Source organism: Allobosea sp. OK403 (assembly GCF_900113835.1).
Taxonomy (GTDB): Bacteria; Pseudomonadota; Alphaproteobacteria; order Rhizobiales; family Beijerinckiaceae; genus Allobosea.
The window spans coordinates 74,302-94,185 of the sequence record NZ_FOQV01000016.1; the positions used below are offsets into that span (position 1 = coordinate 74,302).

A 19,884-nucleotide genomic window follows, 5' to 3' on the forward strand; every position below is an offset into this window, starting at 1 on the left:
AACGGGCGGCGCCGCCGCATCTCAGAGGCTCGCAACCATTTGATTTAAATGGCTTATTTTTCCCCCGAAAAGCCAGTCGCCACACTGGCTTCCCCGGCCGGAATCGGGTAGCCAGAAGCCTGAAAAATAGCAGGAATCGGGACCCAATCCCTTGAGCGACGACACAGACGACAAGCGCCCGGACGAGCCGCATTTCGGCGGCGACATCAAGCCGATCGCGATCACCGACGAGATGAAGAAGAGCTATCTCGATTACGCCATGAGCGTGATCGTGAGCCGCGCTCTGCCCGACGTCCGCGACGGCTTGAAGCCCGTGCACCGGCGCATCCTGTTCTCGATGCACGAGAACAAGAACACGCCCGACCGATCCTACACCAAATGCGCCCGCATCGTCGGCGACACGATGGGTAAATACCATCCGCACGGCAATCTCGCGGTCTATGACGCGCTCGTGCGCATGGCGCAGGATTTCTCGCTGCGCCTGCCCTTGATCGACGGCCAGGGCAATTTCGGCTCGATGGACGGCGATAGCGCCGCAGCCGATCGTTATACCGAAGCCAGGCTCGACAAGGCGGCGATGTCGCTGCTGGAGGATCTCGACCTCGACACGGTCGAGTTCCAGCCGAACTATGACGGCAAGGAGCTCGAGCCGAAGGTCCTGCCGGCGCGCTTCCCCAATCTGCTCGTCAACGGCGCCGGCGGCATCGCGGTCGGCATGGCGACCAATATCCCGCCGCATAATCTCGGCGAGGTCATCGATGCCTGCATCGCGCTGATCGAGAACCCCGAGATCTCGATCGACGAATTGATCGAGATCGTGCCCGGCCCGGACTTCCCGACCGGCGCCTCGATCATGGGCCGCAGCGGCATCCACTCCGCCTATCACACCGGCCGCGGCTCGATCGTGATGCGTTCGAAGACGCATATCGAGGAACTGCGCAAGGAGCGCGAGGCGATCATCGTCACCGAGGTTCCCTATCAGGTGAACAAGGCCTCGATGGTCGAGAAGATCGCCGATCTGGTGCGCGAAAAGCGCATCGAGGGCATCTCGGACCTGCGCGACGAATCCAGCCGCGAGGGCGTGCGCGTCGTCATCGAGATCAAGCGCGACGCGGTCGCCGATGTCGTGCTGAACCAGCTCTACCGCTTCACCCCGCTGCAGACCTCGTTTGGCGCCAATATGGTGGCGCTGACCGGCGGCCGGCCGGAGGTCCTGAACCTCAAGGACTTCATCGCGGCTTTCGTCGAGTTCCGCGAAGAGGTCGTCTCACGGCGCACCCGCTTCCTGCTCAACAAGGCTCGCGAGCGCGCCCATGTGCTCTGCGGCCTCGCCACCGCCGTCGCCAATATCGACGAGGTCATCCGCCTGATCCGCACTGCGCCGACGCCGGCCGCCGCCCATGCTTCGTTGATGGAGCGCAACTGGCCGGCAGAGGACATCGCGCCGCTGATCGCGCTGGTCGACGATCCGCGCCATCCGATGAATGCCGACGGCACCTACAAGCTGTCGGACGCCCAGGCCAAGGCGATCCTCGAACTGCGCCTCGCCCGCCTGACGGCTCTGGGCCGCGACGAAATCGGCGAGGAGCTGTCGAAGCTCGCCACCGAGATCGCCGACTATCTCGAGATCCTGCGCTCGCGCGTCCGCATCCAGACGATCATCAAGAACGAGCTGGTCGAGGTAAAGGCCGCCTTCGCCACGCCACGCCGCACGGTGATCCAGGATTGGGGTTCCGACCTAGACGACGAGGATCTGATCGCGCGCGAGGACATGGTCGTCACCGTGTCTCATGCCGGCTACATCAAGCGCGTGCCGCTCTCGACCTATCGGGCGCAGAAGCGCGGCGGCAAGGGCCGCTCCGGCATGGCCACCCGCGACGAGGATTTCGTCGCGCGTCTGTTCGTCGCCAGCACGCACACACCGGTGCTGTTCTTCTCCTCGCATGGCCAGGTCTACAAGGAGAAGGTCTGGCGGCTGCCGCTGGCGGCGCCGAACGCGCGTGGCAAGGCGCTGGTCAACATGCTGCCGCTCGAACTGAACGAGCGCATCACCACGATCATGCCGCTGCCGGAGGATGAGGAGAGCTGGGAGAAGCTCGACGTGATGTTCGCCACCGCCTCGGGCGGCGTCAGGCGCAATAAGCTGTCGGACTTCGTCAACGTCAACCGTGCCGGCAAGATCGCGATGAAGCTCGACGAGGGCGACGCCATCGTCGACGTGCAGATCTGCACCGAGGACAACGACGTGCTGCTGACCACGGCGCTCGGCCAGTGCATCCGCTTCCCGGTGCCGGAGGTGCGCGTCTTCAAGGGCCGCGATTCGACCGGCGTGCGCGGCATCAACCTGGCTTCGGGCGACATCGTCATCTCGATGGCGATCCTGCGCCATGTCGAGGCCGACGGCGAGACGCGCCAGGCCTACCTCAAATTGCGCCGCGCCATCGCCGGTGAGATCGGCGAGGACACCGCGGCGAGCGATGGCGAAGAGGCGACCGGCAATGCCGAGATCAGCCAGGAGCGCTATGTCGAGCTCTCCGAGGCCGAGGAGGTCATCCTGACCATCTCGGTGAACGGCTACGGCAAGCGCACCTCGGCCTATGAGTACCGGATCACCGGGCGCGGCGGCAAAGGCATCGTCGCCATGGCCACGACCGAGCGCAACGGCAATCTGATCGCCTCCTTCCCGGTGGAGGAGAGCGACCAGATCATGCTGGTGACCGATGGCGGCCAGCTCATCCGCTGCCCGGTCGACCAGATCGGCGTCAAGGGTCGCTCGACGCAGGGCGTCACCATCTTCGACACCGCCAAGGACGAAAAGGTCGTCTCGGTCGAGCGCGTCAGCGACGATGGCGGGGATGATGAGGGCGAAGGCGAGGCCGAGGCCGGCTCGGCGCCGGAGGAGAATGGCGGCGAGTGATCCCCTCGCCGGAGGCGACGAAACAGAAAGGGGCTGCATCGCTGCAGCCCCTTTTTTCTTGGCTCTCTATTGGCCCTCGACCCTACGGGCCATCCCGGAGCTCGCGGAGCCTGCCATCGAGCCGGCCGAAAACCGGAGCCGGTGTGATGGCGCCCAGGATGACGCGGTTGTCCAGACAGGCGGAACTGCCTCAAATCGTCTCCAGCAGCCCCTTGATCAGCGCCCGGCGCGGCGCGATCGAGGAGACCAGCCCATACTCGCTCAGCGTATGGGCGCCGCCGCCGTCGATGCCGAGCCCGTCCAGCGTGGGAATGCCCAGCGCTGCGGTGAAATTGCCGTCCGAGCCGCCGCCGGTCATCGGCACATCCTGCAGGTCGAAGCCGATCCCCGCCGCGATGCCGCGCGCCGTCTCGAACAGCCCCGCAACGGCAGTCGATTTCTCATAAGGCGGCCGGTTCATCCCGCCCGTGACCTTGATCACGACATCGGGGTCGCGCGGCGTCAGTCCGATGATGCGGTTCTCCATCATCACGCCATCGGCGAGGCTGGTGACGCGGCAATCGACCGAAAACCAGGCGTGCTGCGGAATCACATTGGCGGCCGTGCCGCCGCCGACCAGCGCGACCGAGGTCGTGATGCCGCGCGCATAATCGGTCATGCCCTCGATCGCCAGGATCTGATGCGCCGCCTCGCGGATGGCGCTGCGGCCATCGGCATGGCGCGTGCCGGAATGGGCGGGCCTACCCTCCAGCTTGACGTCGAAGCGGCCGACGCCCTTGCGCGCGGTGACGATGCGGCCGCCATCGCGTGCCGGTTCCGTCACCAGAACGGCTGCCGATTTGCGCCCAATCTCCTCGATCACGCCACGCGTCGTCGGCGAGCCGATCTCCTCATCGGGTGTGAACAGGAAGACCATCGGCCGCTTGGCCGAGCCCGCGATCGCGACCTCCTTGAAGGCCTGCAGCGCAAGCCAGGCCCCGCCCTTCATATCGCAGGCGCCCGGCCCATAGAGCTTGTCGCCCTCGACGCGTACCGGCAGATCCTTGGCGCTCGTGCCAACCGGATGGACCGTATCGAGATGCGACATCACCGCGACGGCAAGCTCGCCATTATTGGGGCCGGCGCGCAGGATCAGGCTGTCGCCGAGCCCATCGCGGCCCGGCAGGCGCTCGACCGCGATCGGCAGCCCTTCGACCTCCTTGGCGACGAGATCCATCATCCCGTTCACGCCGGGCGCATGGTGGGTGGGGCTCTCCAAGGCAAGCCAGACGGACAGGGCGGAAACGGTGGGATCAATTGTGCTCATGTCGCAAGCTTCGCCAAGAAGCATGGCGCAAGCAAGGACGCGACCTGGCGCGGCACCCCTGCCCTCACCGCATGGCGAGCTGCAATTGCAGGTTGACATAACCTGCCGCCTATACCTAACCATATGGTTAAGTATAGGCGGCAACCAACCCAACCGCGACAGCCCCGATGGAGGACAACATGCCCGGCATCCAGAAGATCACGCCCTTCCTATGGTTCGACAATCAGGCAGAGGAGGCGGTCGCGTTCTATCTTTCGGTCTTCAAGAATGCGAAGCCCGGCCCGGTGATGCGCTCCGGCGATGCAGGTCCCGGCCCCAAGGGCAGCGTGCTCTGCGCATCCTTCGAGCTCGAAGGCCTGCAGCTCACCGCCATGAATGGCGGGCCGCATTTCAAGTTCACCGAAGCGATCTCGCTCCTGATCCATTGCGGCTCGCAGGAGGAGGTCGATTATTTCTGGGAGAAGCTCGGCGAAGGCGGCCAGACCAGCCAATGCGGCTGGCTCAAGGACAAATACGGCCTATCTTGGCAGGTCACGCCCGACCGGCTGCTGGAACTCAACATGGACCCGGACTCCGCCAAGGCGGGCCGGGTCATGCAGGCCATGATGCAGATGACCAAGATCGACATCGCCGCGCTGGAGCGCGCCGCGGCGGGATGAGCATCCCCTTTAGCCAACAGAAGCGCGCTGTCATCCCGGGCGCAGCGAAGCGAAGACCCGGGATCCATTCCGGAACGGCTCAGGAATGGATCCCGGATCAGCGCGGCTTACGCCGCTTGTCCGGGATGACGGCGCGTATTTCCAATAACGAGAGCCCCGCCTTGAAGGCCTCGCCCCTCACACTCGCTTGACGTTCCAGAAGGTCGGGAAGCTCGCCAGCACGCCGGTCAGCGTCTTGCGATAGGCAGTGGGCTGGAAATACTGGCCGAGCGGTGCATAGGGCACGTCCTCGAAGACCTGCTTCTGGATCTCGGCCGCGATCGCCTTCTGCGCGGCAAGGTCGGGCGCCTCGATCCAGGCATCACGCAGCGCCTCGATCTTGGGCGCCACCGGCCAGCCCGGCCAGGCATTGGCGCCATTGCCGCGCAGCGAGAGATGGCCGACGGGGTCGAACATGTCGAGCCCGGCCCAACCGGTGAAAAAGCAGTTCCAACCGCCTTGCGCCGGCGGCTCCTTCTTGGCGCGTCGCGCGACGACGGTGCCCCAATCCATCGCCTGATAATCGACATTCATGCCGATGCGCATCAGCATCTCGTTGGCGACCTCACATTCCGCCTTGAGATTGGCGAGGTCGGTGACGCCGAGCAGCACGACCTTTTCGCCATTATAACCGGCCGCCGCCAGCGCCTGCTTGACTTTGCCGACATCGCGCGGGCCGTTGAGCACCTCCATGCCGGCATCGCTCGCCAGTGGCGTGCCCGGCGGGAACACGCCGACGCCAGGGCGCCACAGGCTCTTATCGGGGCCACCGACCGCCTCCATGAACTCGGCTTGGTCGATCGCCAGCAGGATCGCTCGGCGGATCGCCGGATTGTCGAAGGGCGGATGCAGATGGTTCATCCGCATGATCGCAACCGCACCGGTCGTCTCCTTGATCGCAACCTCGATCGCGGGATTCTTCGCCAGCATCGGCAGCAGATCGGGCAAGGGCTGCTCGACCCAGTCCATCTCGCCGCTCTGCAAAGCGGCTGCGGCCGTCGCCGGATCGGGCAGTGTATGCCATTCGACTCGGTCGAAGTTCACGATCTTGGGTCCGGCAGTGCGGCCGGGCACGCCGCCGCTGCGCGGAATATAGCCGGCGAACTTCTCATAGACGGCACGGCTGCCGGATTGGCGCTCCGCCGCGACGAAGCGGAACGGGCCGCTGCCGACGACCTCGGTGACTTGGGTGAAGGCGTCCGTGTTCGCCAGTCGCTCCGGCATGATCACCGGCATGAAGGCGGTCATCTTGGCGAGCGCATCGGGCAGCAACGGGAACGGCTTCTTCAAGCGGAACTGCAGCGTCCTGTCATCGACGGCTGTGAGCTCGTCGGTCAGCCCCAGCAACGTCTGGCCGAAGGAATCGCGTTTGCCCCAGCGCTTCAGGCTCGCCACGCAGTCGCGGGCCAGCACGCGCGCGCCGTCATGAAAGACGAGGCCGTCGCGCAGTTTGATCGTCCAGACCTTGCCATCGGCATCGGCGACCGCACCCTCGGCCATCTGCGGTTGGGCCTTGTAGGTCTCGTCCTGCCCAAACAGCGTATCGTAGACCATGAAGGCGTGGTTGCGCGTCACCGTCGCCGTCGTCCAGATCGGATCGACCACGGCGAGATCGGCCTGCGGCACAAATTTCAGCACACTCTTGTCGGCCGCACGCCCGATATGCGGAGCGGGCAAGGCCAGCGCCGCGGCGCCAAGCTGGATGAACCTACGCCGTGTCGACATGATCGACCTCCTCTCGCTGAACCGGAAGCGCAGCATGGGCGAGAGCCTATCCTGCAGCCAAAATCAGGCAAGCGGCATGCCAATGCGCGGCAACCCACCGGTGGAGACGATCAAAAAGCCGGGCGGCCCGGACCTCGTCCGAACCGCCCGGGTTGAATGCTTGCCTAAGCATAAAGCCGACTTCGCTCGCCGCCGGGAGACTGGACCGGCCTAGAAGGGAAGAGTCGAACGGAAAATCGCAAGGCAGGCGAAAAGGCACGTATCGGCAACGACATACGCGCTCCCGCCGGTCGATCCAACGAGCGCAAAAGCGACGCAGCGTCGATAACCCCGAGAAACGGCTCCCTGTTGGACGCCGATCACCGGGATTGGCGGAGACTCATTGCCCGCCGATTTCCTCCCTGGGCCTACTTTGCCGCCCCAAGCCTCAAAGCCGTGGCCGGAGTAAGACGCTTACAAAGCCGTGGCACCATGGCTCTGAACTCGCCGTTAACCTCGATCGGTTATTTCGCCAGACCAGTAGTGGCTTCGCGCGGGCAGTATTTGCTGCGGCGCAAGGATGGCAAACCATGCGGCTCATCGTCGGCGCAATCATCGTCTTCCTCTGCGTCTTCGGCAGCTACTCGGCTATGGGTGGCCACCTCGAGGTCCTTTGGCAGCCGTTCGAGTTTGTTATCATCCTCGGTGCAGCGATGGGCGCCTTCGTCATCGGCAACACCGGGCCGGTGCTCAAGGCCGTGCCCGCCATGCTCGGCACGCTCGTGAAGGGCCCCAAATACAAGCAGGAATCCTATGTCGAACTGCTGGGGATGCAGTACTCATTGTACAAGCTCGTGAGGCAGAAGGGCATGCTCGCGGTCGAGCAGCACATTGAAAATCCGAGCGAGTCGACGCTGTTCAACGCCTTCCCGACTTTTGCGGCGAACCATCATGCGGTCGAGTTCGTCTGCGACTACATGCGCATGTTGACGCAGGGCGCCAACAACGTCCACGAAATAGACGCTCTCATGGACGAGGAACTGGAGACGCACCACCAGGAGCAGGAGCGTATCGTTGCGGCCATGCAGTCGCTCGCCGACGGAACACCGGCGCTCGGCATCGTCGCCGCCGTGCTCGGCGTGATCAAGACGATGGGGGCGATCAAAGAGCCGCCGGAGGTGCTGGGACATCTGATCGGCGGCGCGCTCGTAGGCACCTTCTTCGGCGTCTTCGTCGCCTACGGCTTCTTCGGGCCCATGGCGCAGTCGCTCAAGAGCCTCTTCGAGGCGGAATCCAAATACTACCTTTCACTCAAGGCGGGTCTCCTCGCCCATATCAGCGGTCAGCCGCCGGTGATGGCGGTAGAATTTGCCCGCAAGGCTCTGTTTAGCGACGTCCGCCCGAGCTTCAGCGAAGTGGAAGCGGCAACCGCCGGTCTGCCCGCCTAGACCTGACCCAATCTCCAGTAGGGACACGATGACCAAGCCCATCCAGCCGATCATCATCAAGAAGGTCAAGAAGGCCGCTCATGCGCACCACGGCGGAGCCTGGAAGATCGCCTATGCGGACTTCGTGACCGCCATGATGGCGTTCTTTCTGCTGATGTGGCTGATTAGCATGACGACGCAGGAGCAGAAGATCGGCCTGGCGGAATACTTCGCGCCGTCGAATTTGAGTCCTAGCACCAGTGGCTCTGGCGGCATGCTGTGGGGCACCGCCCTGGACACGTCAGGCAGCAAGTCGTCGGCGCCCCGCGACGCGACGATGGGCCTCACCAAGGAGGACGGAACGCATCGGGCCAACCCGGGCCGCACCAGCGACCGCGAGGTCAACCGCCCGGCCGCCAGCGTGCAGGACAACCAAAGCGCCATAGCCAGCCTCCGGCAGGCGCTCCAGAACATGCCCGAAATTGCCGAGCTCTCGCGCAACATCATGATCGAGGCGACCAAGGACGGGGTGAACGTTTCCCTCGTGGACCAGGAAGGCCGCTCCATGTTCCCCGAGGGCGCGGTCCAGCCCCACGAGCGCACACGTCGCGTGTTGGAGGCGCTCGCGCCCACCCTGCGCCGGATGCCCAACCGCCTGTCTGTCACCGGCCACACGGCCGCCGCGCGCCCGGGCTCGGAGCGGGCCGTCAATCCCTGGAGCCTCACCGCCGGGCGCGCGCTCGCCGTGCGCGAGATCCTGTCGGGCGCCGGGCTCCCCGACGACCGCTTCACCTCCGTGGTGGGACGCGCCGACACCGAGCCGGTCTTCCCCGACAATCCCTACATCTCGCCGAACCGACGGGTGACGATCACGCTGCTCAATGAGCCGCCGCCGCTGCCCCCGAGCGCCTTTCGCTGACGACAAGGCGCCTCGGCCGCCTCAGAGATCGCTTGAGATTGAGCTCATTGGCTGACACGACGTAAGAGGCTGACCATTGCGACGTGGATCATGGCCTCGGAGACGTCGATGCGCTGCCCGAAGTCACGAACCGCCTATGCACAACGCCTAACCGGCGAAGCAAGCTTCAAGCGTGCCATGATCCCGCTGCGCGCCGTGGCTCGGATCGGACGGACCAATCGCCCTTCCCAATCAAGTTCGACCCGCAGACAACGTGCGACACTGCTGAAATTTTCTACAAATGCGAAAGTTCCGCACTATCTGAAACCGGCTCTAACCGACAGATATTGGTAAAAAGCAAAAAGGCGTTGTAGAACAACGCCTTAGTGCCTTATTCCTTACATAACCGTCATAGGTATTCGCTAGAACGGAATATCGTCGTCGAGATGGGTCGAGGATGAACGGCCGCCACCGCCGCCGCCCGCCATGGCGGGCTGGCGCGGCGCATTGCCGCCGCCCATCGGGCTCGACCGGCCAAAGGAGCTGCCGCCGCCCGAGCGATCCTCCATCGCACCGCCGCCTTCGCCATATTCGTCCGAACCGCCCTGCCCCCGGCTGTCGAGGATGGTCAGTTCGCCACGGAAGCGCTGCAGCACGATCTCGGTGGTGTATTTCTCCACACCCGACTGATCCTGCCATTTGCGGGTCTGGAGCTGGCCCTCGATATAGATCTTCGAGCCCTTCTTCAGATATTGCTCGGCGACCTTGGCGAGGTTCTCGTTGAAGATCACGACCGAGTGCCACTCGGTGCGCTCCTTCTTCTCGCCCGACTGCTTGTCGCGCCAGGTTTCGGAGGTCGCGATCCGCAGATTGACCACGGGCTCGCCGCTGCCGAGGCGCCGCACCTCGGGATCGCGCCCGAGATTGCCGACCAGAATGACCTTGTTGACGCTACCAGCCATGAGAGGCTCCATTTCCTGCGCACATCGAAACCGGCCATCGACCGGAGCCGGACCCTACCGATCCGTGACGCCACTATCAACGATGTTCTTGTTTTGTTCAAGAGCCTTCACTAGGGTTGTCCCCGGAATTCGTGATTCGATTTTGCCGGGGCCCGCATGCGCCCCGATCAACTCCGCGCCGCCGCTGGCAAAACCTTGCCGGGCAGGAGCTTGCCGGCCTGGGTCTTGCCGGCCTGGGTCTTGCCGGGCAGGACCTTGCCAGGATTGAGGATGCCGAGCGGGTCGAGCGCCTGCTTGATCGCCCGCATGACGTCGACCGCCTCGCCATGCTCGCGCTCCATGAACTGGGCCTTGCCATAGCCGATGCCGTGCTCGCCGGTGCAGGTGCCGTCGCAGGCGATGGCGCGCTCGATCAGGCGCTCGTTCAAGCGCTTCGCCTCAGCGAGCTCGGCCGGAGAATTCGGGTCGATCACCAGGCCGAGATGGAAATTGCCGTCGCCGACATGGCCGACCGTGCCGATATAGAAGCTCGCCGCCTCGATATCGGCTTGCGTCGCCGCAAGGCAGGGCGCGAGCTGCGAGATCGGCACGCAGACGTCGGTGCTCCAGATCCGCGCATCCGGGCGCATCGCCTGCAGCGCGTAATGGATGTTGTGCCGGGCGCGCCAGAGCCGGCGCCGCTCTTCCGCGTCGGTCGCCCAGGCAAGATGCGTCGCGCCATGCTCGCCGACGATCCCCTCCACCGTCCTGGCCTGCTGCTCGACCTCGGCGGGGCTGCCATGCAGCTCGAAGAACAGGGTCGGTGTCTCCGCCAGCTCCAGCTTCGAATGCCGGTTCACCGCCGTGATCGCCCGCGCATCGACCAGTTCCACCCGCGCCACCGGCACGGCGCATTGGATCACCGCCGTGACGGCCTCGACCGCGCCCGCCACCGTGGCGAAAGAGCAGACCAGCGCCGAGACCGCCTCGGGCAGCGGGTGCAGGCGCAGCGTCACCTCAGTGATGATCCCGAGCGTTCCCTCCGAGCCGACGAACAACCGGGTCAAATCGTAGCCAGCCGAGGATTTGCGCGCCCGCCCGCCGGTCCTGATGATGCGCCCATCGGCCATCACCACGGTGAGCGTCACCACATTCTCGCGCATCGTGCCGTAGCGCACCGCATTGGTGCCCGAGGCGCGCGTCGCCGCCATACCGCCCAGCGTGCATTCGGCCCCCGGATCGACCGGGAAGAACAGCCCGACATCGCGCAGCGCCGCATCGAGCTGCTGGCGGGTAACGCCGGCCTCGACCGTCGCGTCGAAATCCTCCGGCCGGATCGCCAGGATGCGCGTCATGCCGGAAAGATCGAGGCTTACCCCGCCCTGCAAGGCCGCGATATGGCCCTCCAACGAGGTGCCCGCGCCGAAGGCGATCACAGGGGTCTCGTGCTCAGCGCAGAGCCGCACGATCGCCGCGACCTCCTCAGTCGTCTGCGCCCTGCAGACAGCGTCGGGCGGGCGGCTGGCATGGTAGGATTCGCCGCGGCCATGATGCTCGCGCTCAGCCAGCGAGGTCGAGAAGCGGGGGCCGAGCAGCGCGCGCAGCGCCTCCGCCAGCGCCGGAGCGAGCCCGCCCTCCGCGGGAGCCGTATCAAGGGAGCGCGAGGCTGGCAGGACGGCTGTCACGGCAATCTCCGGTCGAAGCGGGCGCGGGACAGTGCGGTTGCGCGCCGTCCCGGCATCACCGAGGACTGGCATACAAGCCCGTCTCGTGCAAGGTTCTGTATCTTGCATACAAGACGGAGATTGCCGTGAGCCCTCGCCATTCCCTCGCCGACAGGCTGCGCCAGCCCGGCCTCGTCGTCGCCCCCGGCTGCCATGATGCGATCGGCGCGCGCGCCATCGCGCAGGCCGGCTTCGAGGCGGTCTACATGACCGGCAACGGCCTCTCCGCCAGCCTGATCGGCGCGCCCGATATCGGCCTGCTGACCATGACCGAGATGGTGGCGCGTGGCCGCGCCTTGGCCGCCGCCGTCCCGGTTCCGGTCATCGCGGACGCTGACACCGGCTATGGCAACCTCAACAACGTCGCCCGCACGGTCGCCGAATACGAGGCCGCCGGCGTCGCCGCGATCCATCTCGAGGACCAGGTCACGCCCAAGCGCTGCGGCGCCATGGCCGGCCTTGCCCTGGTCACGCGCGAGGAGCATGCCGAAAAAATCCGCATCGCGGTCGCGACGCGGCGCGATCCCGATTTCCTGATCATCGGCCGCTCGGATGCGCGCCTGCCTTTGGGCCTAGACGAGGCAATCGCGCGCGGGAAGGCCTATGCGCAGGCCGGGGCCGATCTCGTCCTGCTGGAGATGCTGCAATCCGAAGACGAGATGCGCCAGGCCCTGCGCGAGATCGAGGCACCCCTGATGTTCAACTATGTCGAGGGCCGCGTGCCTTCACTCACTGCCGAAGAATTCGGCCGCATCGGATTCAAACTGCTCAGCTATCCCGTCTCGTCTACCCTCGCCTACGTCCATATGATGACGGCCTTCGCCCGCGAATTGAAGCGCAGCGGCACCACGCGCGGCCTGGAGGCCAATATGTTGGACCTGCCGAGCTATGAAGCCTTTCTCGGCCGCGAGCATTATGCCTGATACCGGCATCGAATCGCGGAGGGCCGAAACGTGACGAGCATGAAGGCGATCAGGCGTTTCAAGGTCCAGCAACCGAAATCGCTGGTCACCATCGTCGAGGAACGCCTGCGCAAGGCGATCATCGACGCCGAGATGCGCTTCGGCGAGGCGCTCTCGGAGGATGCGCTGAGCAGCGCGCTCGGCGTCAGCCGCACGCCGGTACGCGAGGCCTTGGCCCGCCTCCAGCTGCAGGGCCTCGTCACCATCGTGCCGAAGAAGGGCACCTTCGTCTTTGCGCCCACGGCCGAGGATGTCGCCGAACTCTGCACCTTCCGCTTCATGCTGGAAACCAACGCGCTGCGCGAATGCCTGGCAACCGCGCGGGAGGCGACGCTGGACGGCATGGCGAGTGCGATCGCGGCTATGGATGCGGCCCAGGCCAGCGGCACGCGCCATGACTATGCGCGCGCCGATACCGGCTTCCACGAGGTCTTCTTCCTGCATTGCGGCAACCGCTATCTCGGCAATGCCTATCGCAGCGTCTCGGGCCGGGTCGCGGCGCTGCGCACGCATCTCTCGGTGCCGCTGGAAGGCGAGCAGGCCCGCTCCATGAGCGAACACCGCCTGATGGTCGAGGCTTTCGCCAGTGGCCGCCTGGCGGATCTCGACGGCCTGCTGCGCCAGCACATCCTGCGCGCCCGGGACGCCTATGGTGATGTCCTGCGGCGCGCGAGCGCCGGCTGAGAACCGCCCGGTCCCAGACACAGCGCCTCACTGCAATCGCCCTGCCCCGCTCGGCAAGCGACGATCCGGGCTAGCCCATTCGCACCACCAACGACACCAACCGTACGCAAATCCATCTTGCATACAGTGTCCTACAGACTATGATCGTGACTAGAGCCATTCAAGGCCGCTGTGATCTCGGGAGGATCCGATGAAGTTCATGCTGAAGGCGGCCGCATTGGCGGCTGCGCTCGCCGCCGCGTCGCCAGCGCTCGCCCAGGACAAGGTCAAGCTCGTCACCATCGCCGAGCTCTCCGGCCCCGGCGCCACGGCCGGCGTCAACTGGAAGAGCGGGATCGAGCTCGCCGTCGAGGAGATCAACGCCAAGGGCGGCATTCTCGGCCGCAAGATCGACTTCGTCGCCTACGACACCCAGACCAATCCGGCCAATGCGCGCGCCGCCGTGCAACGCGCCATCGACGAGGGCACCCATGCCGTGCTCGGCCCGGTCTATACCGGCTCGATCCTGGCCTCGATGCAGGTGGCACAGCGCGCCGAGATCGCCCAGCTCGCGGCCGGCGACGGCGCGGCCTACACCCAGCAGGGCAACCCCTTCATCTTCCGCACCTCGCTCAGCCAGACGGCGTCGATGCCCAAGATCGCGGCCTATCTCAAGGACGTGGTCAAGGCGAAGTCGGTCGCCGTGGTCTGGGTCAACAACGACTTCGGCAAAGGCGGCCATGACGCTATCGTCAAGGAGCTCGCGGGCCGCGACATCAAGGTCGCCGTCGACCTCTCGACCGAGCAAGGCCAGGCCGATTTCACCAATGACGCGATCAAGATCAAGAACATCCAGGCCGACGCCGTCTTCGTCTATTTGAACGAGGAGGAGAGCGCCCGCCTGCTCGTCGCCCTGAACGACCAGAAGGTCGGCAAGCCGATCATCGGCGAGACCACGATCCTGAGTTCCAAGGTGATCGAGCTCGCCGGCAAGGCGGCCGAAGGCGTGCGCGGCCATGTCGGCCAGACGATCGACGCTCCGATCCCGGCCCTGCAGGAGTTCGGCAAGCGCTTCCAGGCACGCTTCAACTTCCTGCCCGACCATAACGGCATCAAGGGCTATATGGCGGTCCATGCCGTGAAATGGGCAACCGAGAAGCAGGGCAAGTTCGAGCCGACCAAGCTCGCCGCGATGCTGCACGGCGCCACCATCACGCCGGCGGAGGAGCCGGGCATCCTGATGGAGACCACCTTCGACAAAAACGGCGACGTCCAGCGCGAGAGCTTCCTCGCCGAGGTCGTCGACGGCCGCCAGAAGATCATCGGCCGCCTGCCGAAGATCAGCAACTGAGGCCGCTGCGGCCGGGCCGGTCGCATGACCGGTCCGGCCGCAGTCCACAACCTCAGAAGGCGTAGCGCAGCCTGAGCGAGCCGGCATAGCTGCGCGCGCTGGACGACACTTCGCTGTCGAGGCGTGCGCCCAGGCTCATCTGCGAGCTGAGCTTCACATCCGCACCGACACTGAGCAGCGCCGCGTCGCGCGCGGGCTTTGCCCCCTCGGTGACGAAACTCGCGCCGCTCAGGCCGACAAGGCTCGCGGAGAAGCCCGCATCGCGCACATAGTAATGCGCCCAGGCCGCCTTGGCGTAGAGATTGACCTGCGCCCCGGCCAGCACGGTATCGAGGTCGAGCTTCGCGCCCAATTCGCTGCGCACGGTGTTGTTGGTGCGCCCGAGCGAGCTCACGCCGAAGGCCGCGCCGGTGAAGCCGTTCGTCTCGGTGAAGCCCGGCGTCCTGACGCTCTGCGCCTGGATCGCAGCGGTAGGCGACAGGGTGACGCCGGCGAAGCTCGCCGCCGCCCGGGCCCCTTCCAGGCGCCCGCTCCAGCCTTCCGCCCGGTACGAGCCCTTGACCGAGTTGACGCCGAGCACCGGCACCGCCCGCCTGGTCTCGACCTGCAGGGACGAATAGGCGCCTGACGCATTGAAGCTGAACGCCCCGAACCGGGTCATGCCGTAGAGGCCGGCCTGATAGACATCGGCCGTCGCCGAACCCATGCCGTTGCCGAGCGTCGCATCCGACTGGCCCCCCGAGACGGCGATGCCGGCGATCGTTCCCGGCAGGATGGCGACATCGACGCCAACAGCAACCTGCCCATCGGAGGTCTTGTTGCGGGCCGCGCCCGCGACGGCATCGCCGTCGAGACGGGCCGAGCCGCCGGCCACAGCGCCCCAGACGCGATAGGTCCTGGGCGCCTCGCGCAGGGCAGGCCGCGGCCCCTTGCCGCTCGGCAGCTCGACCGCACTGCGGCTGGCGGAGAAGGCCGCCGCGCCGAGGCCAGCCTCGGCGGCCGAGACCAGCGTTCCGTCGCGGCCATTGGCGAAGGGGTCGAGCATCATGCCCAGAAACTGGCCGGACGCCTGGACCGCCATGGTGTTGGCGCTGGTGTGGACCTCGCCCGAGAGCGAATTCAGCGCCGCCGGAAGGGCGCCGACCTGGGTGTTGTAGAGATTGAAATAGGCCGACGGGTCCGCCCCACCGGCAACGGCCCGGTCGAAGGCCGAGGCGACGCCGAGCGCGTTGCGGCTGAGCGGTGTAGCCCCGACCACCGAGAGAATGGCGTTAGGATCGAGGCTCAGCAGCACATCCGTGCCGGTATAGCTCACATTCGTCCGGATCGCGGGACCAAACGAGCCTTGCGTGTCCACGCTGGCGAAGCTGCCGGAGCGGCCGCCCTGCGCCGAGATCAGTGTATAGTTCGTCCTGAAGGCATAGGGCCCGGCCAGCGGCACGAGCCGCAGCGTGCCGGCAAGCGCCGCGGTGCCGCTGACGTTGATGCGGTCAGCCGCCGTGCCCTGGATTTCCATCACGGTGGTCGATCCCGCGCTCAGCGTCAGGTTGCCGTTGATCGTGATGGTGCCGATGGAGTTGCCGGGCGAGATCGTGCCGCCGCTGGCGATGGTGACGCTCGGCAAGGTGGAGTTGCCGCCGAGAATGCCCCCCGCGCCGACGCTGAGGCCCGATGAGCCGCTGATCATGCCGTTGACATGCACCTCGCCCGACTGGATCGCCGTCGTCGCGAACCCGCTGATATTGCCGTTGATGGTGAAGCTGCTGCCCTGGCCCAACGCGAAGGTCAGCGTGTTGCTGCCGCTGCCGGCTGTCAGATTGCCGGTGATGCTGCCGCCCTGGATGGTGACGCTGTTGTTGCCGTTGCCGAACAGCACCGCCGTGCCGGCCGCGCTAGCAGCCGTGATCTTGCCCGAGCTGGTCAGGCTGTTATTGCCGTCGCCGAACTGGATGGCGGGGCCCGTGCCGCTCGCCGAGATCGTGCCGGTATTGACGACGGTGTTGTTGCCATTGCCATTGAAGAACAGCGCCGGCTCCGAACCCGTCCCCGAGATTAGGCCGGAATTGGTGACCGAATTGGCGAAATTGCCGACGATCGTCACGCCCGAGCCGGCAAGGCCCTGGATCGTGCCGGCATTGTTGATCGTGATCGCGCCATAGGCCGAGCCATTGGCGCCGTCATCGATGAGGATGCCCCTGACGGCGCCGGAGATCAGCGCGCCATAGGCGTTCTCGATCAGGCCCCCGCCCATGGCGATGCCTTCGGAACCGTTGGTGCGGCCGCCGGAATCGACGCCACCGGCGCCGGTGCCCTGGATGATGCCGAAATTGCGGACCGTGCCGATCAGATCGATATCGACGCCGTCGCCATCGCCGTTCACCGAAGCGGTGCCATCCGAGTTGAAGATGTTGCCGACCCCGGCATAGGCCCCCGTGATGGTGCCGTAATTCGTCACCGTGCCGGTGCCGTCCGAGCCGACGCCGGAACCGTTGCGCCCGATGATCGTGCCGCCGGCCAGGTTGACCACAGTGATGTCGGTGTCGGCGGTGATGCCGTGGCGCGCGCCCGAGATCAGCCCGGTGCTGGTGTTGGTGACCACGATGCCGGTGCGCCCGCCCGCATCGATGCCGTCGGCCGTGCCGCTGGCGCCGCCGGAGGTGTTGGCCCCGAAGCTGCGGATGATCCCGGAATTGCTGATCGAGGTCGCCTGGCCCGGCCTGACCGCGTCATCGGTCAAGGATTCGATGATGCCGGTCGCGCGGTTGACGACGCTGATGCTGTTGCCCGAAGTCGCGGTGATCGCGCGCAGGTCGAGCGCCTGCCCCTGCCCCGCATAACCACTTCCGCCCGCCTGGATCAGCCCGGCATTGTCGATCAGGATGGTGCTGCCGGTCACTGCCGTGTTGATGCGCAGGGTGTCGTTCTGGGTCGAGCGCAGGATCGCGCCCGCCTCGTTGATGAAGGTGTAGTTGCGCGGCGTCAGGGTGCCGCCCGAGCTGTCGATCGCGCGCCCCGTCCCGGTCTGCTGGATGGTGCCGCGATTGGTCAGGATCACATTGCTGGCGGTGTTGTTCCAGGTCACCGCCACGGTCGAGCCCGAGATGCTCAAGGTGCCGCCGGCCTCGACGGTTCCGGTCTGCGTCCCGTTCAGCGTCTTGGCGGTGTTGTCGGTCGTTCCGGTGGTGACCGTGAAGGTCTGGGCTGTGGCCGCCGGCGCCTCGAACATGGCGAGCGCGGCCGCGACCAGCGCGGTGCTGCGCAACAGCATGCGGCGGCGTGACGTGAAGAAAACGCGCACATCGCGGGCAGCACAAATCGCGGCAGAACTCATCGCAGAGGCTCCAGATCGAATTGAGAGAGCGGCTCTTCGGACGAGCAAACAGCGCGGCTCTTCGGGACGAACCTGATCGGAAATTCCGATAGGTCAGTCCGGCACAAAACCGGGCGCAGGCATGAGTTTTATGACAATCGGACACCAACCGCCGCGGACCCTGGGAGGGCTCATCTTCGGCTAGCCAATTGTTACCCACTGTTGCATTTGCAACACGCAGCAACAGCCGGTTCCCTTGCCTCCATGCATCCTCACCGGCTCGCGAGCAGGATGCAAAAAAGTGGGACAATCCTGCCCTGGCTCTTTGATGAGAGCGGCGCCCCTGCCATCCCGGCATTCCAGCCCTGCATGACGCGGCCAATTGCGCTGCTGCGTCCGCGCGCAATCCGGCTCTCATCAAAAAAAGAGAGCAAATCGATGCAAAAAACCGGTTTCCCCTTTTTCGCATCCTGCTCTAAGGCCATCGCCAATCATCGGCCCCTGCGCGCCAGGACAGCCGAGCAAGATAATTGGGGATTTCGAGATGAGCGTCGCAAACGGCCGGGCTTTCCTGGCGACTCCAGGCCCGACCAATATTCCCGACCGGGTTCTCCAGGCGATGATGCGTCCGGCCGAGGAGCTCAGCTCGGCCACGATCGTCAACCTCACCGAGTCAGTGCTCGACGACCTCAAGCAGATCTTCCGCACCACCGGCGAAACCTTCATCTACACCGCCAACGGCCATGGCGGCTGGGAGGCGGCCCTGACCAATGTGCTCTCGCGCGGCGACAAGGTGCTGGTGCTGGCGAGCGGGCGCTTCGCCGTCGGCTGGGGCGAGATGGCGCGTTTCATGGGCGCCGAGGTCGAGGTTCTCGCCGGCACCTGGCGCCGCGCGGTCGATCCCGCCGCAGTCGAGGAGCGTCTGCGGCAGGACACAAGGCACGAGATCAAGGCCGTGCTCATGGTCCAGATCGACACCGCCTCAGGCGTCGTCAACGACGTGCCCGCGGTGCGCAGGGCGCTGGATGCCGCCGGCCACCCGGCCTTGTTCATGGTCGACGGCGTCGCCTCGGTCGGCTGCATGCCGTTCGAGATGGACGCCTGGGGCATCGACGTCGCGATGTCGGCCTCGCAGAAGGGGCTGATGTCCTCGCCCGGCCTCGCCTTCGTCGCCGCCAATGAAAAGGCGATGCAGGCTCATCAGACCGCCACGATGAAAACGCTCTACTGGGACTGGTCCTCCCGCATGAACACGCTGGCCTATATGAAGCATTGCGGCACGGCCCCGGAGCACCTGCTCTTCGGCCAGCGCGCCGCGCTCGACATGATCCTGGGCGAAGGGCTGGAGGCGGTCTGGAAGCGCCATGAACTGCTCGCCGGCGCGACCCATGCCGCGGTGTCGAAATGGATCGAGGGCCAGGCGCTTGCCTTCAACATCCCGGAGCCCTCGCAGCGCGCGCCCTCGGTGACGACGATCCTGACGCAAGGCGTCGAGGCCGCGACGATCACCGACCATGCCCGCGACATCTGCGGCGTGACGCTGGGTCTGGGCATCGGCGACCTGACCGGAAAAGCCTTCCGCATCGCCCATATGGGCCATGTCAACGCGCCGATGGTGCTGGGCGCGCTCGGCGCCGTCGAGATGACGCTGCAGGCCAAGGGCATCCCCCATGGCAGCGGCGGCGTCGCGGCGGCAGTGGCCTTCCTGGCGGAAGGCGTGCGCTGAAAGGGCGTTTCTTAGAGCCCATTCGGCCCCCCAGCCCTCATCTTGAGGAGCCTTCCTTGAAATGAGTCGAGTGATATCAAGAGCTTCTGATCGCTTGCCATCACCCGCACCGTCATCCCGGACAAGCCGCGCAGCGGCGCAGATCCGGGATCCATCGTAGGGCTCCGGAGTCCTACGATGGATCCCGGGACGACCTTCGGTCGCCCAGGATGACGATGCGTGGGCGTTTGAGGCAGTGCCTTTAAAGTCATTGGCCT

Annotated in this window: 14 protein-coding genes; 8 read left to right on the plus strand and 6 right to left on the minus strand. The window is 65.7% G+C overall.

The window, feature by feature from the left end; translation table 11 throughout:
- Window positions 1–151: 151 nt before the first annotated feature.
- Complete coding sequence (gyrA, locus tag BMZ97_RS28805) at window positions 152–2,917, plus strand: DNA gyrase subunit A (RefSeq protein WP_244546656.1); 2,766 nt, start codon at window positions 152–154, stop codon at window positions 2,915–2,917.
- A 190-nt stretch (window positions 2,918–3,107) separates the two neighbouring features.
- On the opposite strand, the gene BMZ97_RS28810 is transcribed toward gyrA, so the two are convergent.
- Window positions 3,108–4,223 (minus strand): M20 family metallopeptidase, encoded by a 1,116-nt coding sequence (locus tag BMZ97_RS28810; protein ID WP_092177951.1) that lies wholly within the window; start codon window positions 4,221–4,223, stop codon window positions 3,108–3,110.
- 188 nt (window positions 4,224–4,411) lie between these two features.
- Between BMZ97_RS28810 and BMZ97_RS28815 the strand changes: the two genes are divergently transcribed.
- Complete coding sequence (locus BMZ97_RS28815; protein ID WP_092178012.1) at window positions 4,412–4,882, plus strand: VOC family protein; 471 nt, start codon at window positions 4,412–4,414, stop codon at window positions 4,880–4,882.
- A 177-nt stretch (window positions 4,883–5,059) separates the two neighbouring features.
- Here the strand turns inward: BMZ97_RS28815 and BMZ97_RS28820 are convergent, their stop codons facing one another.
- Window positions 5,060–6,646, minus strand: coding sequence for an ABC transporter substrate-binding protein (locus BMZ97_RS28820; protein WP_092178014.1), 1,587 nt, complete (start codon window positions 6,644–6,646; stop codon window positions 5,060–5,062).
- Window positions 6,647–7,215: 569 nt separating this feature from the next.
- Here BMZ97_RS28820 and motA point away from each other — a divergent pair.
- Together motA and BMZ97_RS28830 are read left to right on the plus strand one after the other, a co-directional pair.
- Complete coding sequence (gene motA, locus BMZ97_RS28825) at window positions 7,216–8,073, plus strand: flagellar motor stator protein MotA (protein WP_092177953.1); 858 nt, start codon at window positions 7,216–7,218, stop codon at window positions 8,071–8,073.
- Window positions 8,074–8,101: 28 nt separating this feature from the next.
- Window positions 8,102–8,971 (plus strand): flagellar motor protein MotB, encoded by an 870-nt coding sequence (locus BMZ97_RS28830; protein WP_092177955.1) that lies wholly within the window; start codon window positions 8,102–8,104, stop codon window positions 8,969–8,971.
- 401 nt (window positions 8,972–9,372) lie between these two features.
- Here the strand turns inward: BMZ97_RS28830 and ssb are convergent, their stop codons facing one another.
- Window positions 9,373–9,912 carry a single-stranded DNA-binding protein gene (gene ssb, locus BMZ97_RS28835; protein WP_092177957.1) on the minus strand — a complete coding sequence of 180 codons (540 nt, stop codon included), beginning with the start codon at window positions 9,910–9,912 and terminating at the stop codon, window positions 9,373–9,375.
- A gap of 167 nt (window positions 9,913–10,079) precedes the next feature.
- Window positions 10,080–11,576, minus strand: coding sequence for an FAD-binding oxidoreductase (locus BMZ97_RS28840; RefSeq protein WP_244546657.1), 1,497 nt, complete (start codon window positions 11,574–11,576; stop codon window positions 10,080–10,082).
- Between the two features lie 125 nt (window positions 11,577–11,701).
- Between BMZ97_RS28840 and BMZ97_RS28845 the strand changes: the two genes are divergently transcribed.
- The 3 genes from BMZ97_RS28845 (at window position 11,702) to BMZ97_RS28855 (ending at window position 14,591) form a co-directional block, all read left to right on the plus strand.
- The gene (locus BMZ97_RS28845; RefSeq protein WP_092177960.1) at window positions 11,702–12,538 is read left to right on the plus strand and encodes an isocitrate lyase/PEP mutase family protein; all 837 of its coding nucleotides are present in this window, start codon (window positions 11,702–11,704) and stop codon (window positions 12,536–12,538) included.
- 39 nt (window positions 12,539–12,577) lie between these two features.
- Window positions 12,578–13,261: a GntR family transcriptional regulator gene (locus tag BMZ97_RS28850; RefSeq protein WP_092177962.1), complete on the plus strand. Its 684-nt coding sequence runs from the start codon at window positions 12,578–12,580 to the stop codon at window positions 13,259–13,261.
- A 190-nt stretch (window positions 13,262–13,451) separates the two neighbouring features.
- Complete coding sequence (locus BMZ97_RS28855) at window positions 13,452–14,591, plus strand: ABC transporter substrate-binding protein (RefSeq protein WP_092177964.1); 1,140 nt, start codon at window positions 13,452–13,454, stop codon at window positions 14,589–14,591.
- 52 nt (window positions 14,592–14,643) lie between these two features.
- Here BMZ97_RS28855 and BMZ97_RS28860 read toward each other — a convergent pair whose 3' ends face one another.
- Window positions 14,644–17,922: an autotransporter outer membrane beta-barrel domain-containing protein gene (locus BMZ97_RS28860; RefSeq protein ID WP_092177966.1), complete on the minus strand. Its 3,279-nt coding sequence runs from the start codon at window positions 17,920–17,922 to the stop codon at window positions 14,644–14,646.
- 251 nt (window positions 17,923–18,173) lie between these two features.
- The gene (locus BMZ97_RS28865; RefSeq protein WP_092177968.1) at window positions 18,174–18,386 is read right to left on the minus strand and encodes a hypothetical protein; all 213 of its coding nucleotides are present in this window, start codon (window positions 18,384–18,386) and stop codon (window positions 18,174–18,176) included.
- 59 nt (window positions 18,387–18,445) lie between these two features.
- Here BMZ97_RS28865 and BMZ97_RS28870 point away from each other — a divergent pair, with 59 nt between their 5' ends.
- Window positions 18,446–19,627 (plus strand): pyridoxal-phosphate-dependent aminotransferase family protein, encoded by a 1,182-nt coding sequence (locus BMZ97_RS28870; RefSeq protein ID WP_092177970.1) that lies wholly within the window; start codon window positions 18,446–18,448, stop codon window positions 19,625–19,627.
- The last annotated feature ends 257 nt before the right edge of the window (window positions 19,628–19,884 follow it).

Coding starts and splice junctions, on each gene's coding strand:
- BMZ97_RS28810 (WP_092177951.1), bottom strand. CDS start 4,223: ATGAGCACAATTGATCCCACCGTTTCCGCCCTGTCCGTCTGGCTTGCC.
- BMZ97_RS28820 (WP_092178014.1), bottom strand. CDS start 6,646: ATGTCGACACGGCGTAGGTTCATCCAGCTTGGCGCCGCGGCGCTGGCC.
- motA (WP_092177953.1), top strand. CDS start 7,216: ATGCGGCTCATCGTCGGCGCAATCATCGTCTTCCTCTGCGTCTTCGGC.
- BMZ97_RS28830 (WP_092177955.1), top strand. CDS start 8,102: ATGACCAAGCCCATCCAGCCGATCATCATCAAGAAGGTCAAGAAGGCC.
- ssb (WP_092177957.1), bottom strand. CDS start 9,912: ATGGCTGGTAGCGTCAACAAGGTCATTCTGGTCGGCAATCTCGGGCGC.
- BMZ97_RS28850 (WP_092177962.1), top strand. CDS start 12,578: ATGAAGGCGATCAGGCGTTTCAAGGTCCAGCAACCGAAATCGCTGGTC.
- BMZ97_RS28855 (WP_092177964.1), top strand. CDS start 13,452: ATGAAGTTCATGCTGAAGGCGGCCGCATTGGCGGCTGCGCTCGCCGCC.
- BMZ97_RS28860 (WP_092177966.1), bottom strand. CDS start 17,922: ATGAGTTCTGCCGCGATTTGTGCTGCCCGCGATGTGCGCGTTTTCTTC.
- BMZ97_RS28865 (WP_092177968.1), bottom strand. CDS start 18,386: ATGGCCTTAGAGCAGGATGCGAAAAAGGGGAAACCGGTTTTTTGCATC.
- BMZ97_RS28870 (WP_092177970.1), top strand. CDS start 18,446: ATGAGCGTCGCAAACGGCCGGGCTTTCCTGGCGACTCCAGGCCCGACC.